This window comes from Clostridium sp. AM34-9AC (assembly GCF_003480225.1).
Classification (GTDB): Bacteria; Bacillota; Clostridia; order Lachnospirales; family Lachnospiraceae; genus Acetatifactor; species Acetatifactor acetigignens.
Window position 1 is genome coordinate 1 of record NZ_QUIU01000057.1, and the last position, 3,069, is coordinate 3,069.

Here is a 3,069-nt window from a genome sequence, read left to right on the forward strand (position 1 = left end):
AAGCGAGTTAACAAGAGAAAAACAAAGATTATTATGGGAGGGAAAGCGTTTTAATAATGAATCTATATAAATCAAAAAACTATAAAATAAGGAATTATTCATGAAAAAGAGAAAAATAGCAACAATATTATTGGCAGCATGTTTGCTGTTAGGAAATGTCTCAGTAGCGAATGCGGCAAGTATTGATAATGGCAATAAAGTACATTTCAATACAGAAGATAACGACACGGATTTAACATTATTACAATCGAAAATTGCAACCGAAGAAGTGACTTGTGACTTTACGGATGCAACAAATGATGGAGCAAGTGCATATGCAGATACAAGAAGGGTGTCAAATAAATATATGTGGAGTGCAAGCACGATGGAATATAATTTCTCTGATCAGAAATGGACATCGAATACAGAAATTTTTAGTACATATGCAAAAACATCAGAAGGGTTTGTAATGTCTGGTTTCTTACTGAATCCAAAAGGTCAGAGCAACTATAATTCGGCATTAAGAGAGGGGTATCTGAATGATTCTGCATATGATGAAAATCAGGGACATTATTATCAATGTGTTGTTTCGGATGAGGACTGTAATAATATTACATTTATGTTAGAATCTAATGTTAATGTATTTATTTTTGACAATGATATAAATTTAATATATCGTTCATCGGATGAGGCGGGAGTTACCAGTTATTTTGACAGATATTATTCAACAACTAAAACGATTGCAGGAACGTCGAATAAGGTAATTAGTTTAGGTCTTATTGATGGAAATTATTATATTGTTTTTAAGGTAAAAGATGCAACAGCAACTACCGGTTATCATTATGGATATTATGCTGGACAACCATTGCCAATAGCACAAACAACAACCTTTTCGGATCTTACACATTATACAACAATAAAGTGGAATCGAAGCTCATCTAGCCAATCAGCAAGTACGCAAACATTGACCATTAATTGTCCTAGTGGAAGTGAAGATGAGTATGCATTGACAGGTGTGAAATTTTCGGATAAATCAAAAGCATTTGCTAATAATACATACGCATCAAGCATTGACTATTATTATACGCCAGCAACTGCTAGTTATTCAAAAAAACTAGCACAAACAGGTGGTTGGTGGAGTGACTTGGTTGACAATAATCCACCATCAGGATCAATTGATGGAAACTATGCAACATCTGTTACAGTACATTGGGTAAGTGGTATTTCTTATGTAAATGCTAGTTGCACTACAATGACACAGATGACATTGGATTATTTAGTTCCTTTCGGAATAATAGTGGGCTAAATATTTAGAAAGATAAATAAATTACGGATGGTATTTTTATACCATCCGTGGATTCAAAGAGGTGACGATAAGATGGGACACTATGTACATTATATAGGTGGCGGAATAGTAGATAGTAAAATATATGAGACAGGAAATGCAGCAAAAAGTTTTAAATCGCCGATGAAAGAATTAAATGAGCAAACGGTGTTAATAGAAAATGCCAAAACAAATAAGAATGATAGTTATCATCAGCATACGAAATACGATGATCAGGTAGATCGCTATTACAGTACATATGATATAGGAACATTGTTGCATAATAATGAAAGTTATTTAGAGGGAACAATCGATTCAAAATATGATGTAGATTACTATTCTTTTTCTTATCCGCAAAAAAGTTTTTACTCTAAAATGGGTATATCTTCAGAGATAACGATTTCATTGGAAAGCAAGAATAGTCAGGCATATAATTTAGTATTGTACGATTTATATGGCAATCAGATTGGAATAGCGACAGATGATGGACATGGTAATAAACAGCTTACGGTACCTAATTGGGACTGCGTTACATCAGATTATGTGATCAGAGTAGAAAATTCCAATATGACATCGGATTCCGGGGAAGGTTCCTATAGAATAAAAATTACGGAAACGAAAAACAGGGATACTTCAAGTAGTAATGTGCAGCACTCACAAGAAATAGCAAATGCAGATAATTCAGAAGAAAAAAATGCAATAAAGCAGAAATATGAAAAAACATATCAAAGCGAAATTGACAAATTACATCAGATGCAATTTGAAGCGTTGCCGGAAGATGAAAAATATTCGGGAACGGATAGTGTAGAAGAATTATTAAATAAGATGAAAAAGGGGGAGCAGTTAAGTGTGTCGGAAATGGCATATGTGAAAATATTTGCCAATTTATCTGATTATGAGAGAGCAGAGAAGTCGAATTATATAAAAAACGATTTTTATGCAGAAATAGAAAGAATAGCAAATGAAAAAGGAATTGAACTGCCAGATACATCATGGAAAATTGAAATAGATGTATCTGGAACTATTACGATTAACGGGGACATTACAGAAGAAAACAAAGAACAGATAAAAAATATGATATCGGAAAATTTTGCTGATGATATGTGGGAAAAATATATTCAGACAGCAGATATTTCTAACACACAATATAGATTAGTAAATGCTTACTATGAAGTGGAACAGTTCATTCAGAAAGCAACAAATGGACAGTATTCATTTGACGATATAAACGTAGATGACAATGGGAAGATTACCGGACTTCCAGAGAAAATGTGTAAAATAATGAACTCCCAGGAAGCCAATGCGAAATATGAGGAAATACGAGATAATATCTATATGCTGACGGATTATAAAAATCAATATGGATTGGAGGATATTCTTGCATTTAAGGCAGGGTATAATATTTCGGACTCTGAGGTAAGTACTGTGGGTACATCTGGCAATAATAGTGTTATGGATAATGCAGGATACTATAAAAATATGAAAACTATAATATAATGATAGAACCTAATAGAAATGGCGGGTTTAAAAGACATGAATCAGTTGATTACATATCAGTATGAAGCTGATAGTATGGACAGACAATGGTATTCTATACTGTAGCAATATAATTTGGGGGGAAAATATAGGAAATGTGCCGTCAAGATGATGGCACATTTTCTATATATATGATATTTATTTAGAGCCTATTTAGATAATATGCGTAAACGTCAAATCCTGCGCCTACCCTTAAATTTAACGCCGCTTTTATGAGCGGCGTGGTTTCC

At 33.4% G+C, this 3,069-nt stretch carries 2 protein-coding genes; both read left to right on the plus strand.

Annotated features, from left to right (window positions below):
* The first annotated feature begins 100 nt into the window (after nt 1-100).
* A complete protein-coding gene (locus tag DW835_RS17575; RefSeq protein WP_041254362.1) occupies nt 101-1,285 on the plus strand; it encodes a hypothetical protein in 1,185 nt (394 codons plus the stop codon).
* Between the two features lie 72 nt (nt 1,286-1,357).
* On the plus strand, nt 1,358-2,800 hold the full coding sequence (locus DW835_RS17580) for a hypothetical protein (RefSeq protein ID WP_015517468.1): 1,443 nt from the start codon (nt 1,358-1,360) through the stop codon (nt 2,798-2,800).
* Nucleotides 2,801-3,069: the final 269 nt, after the last annotated feature.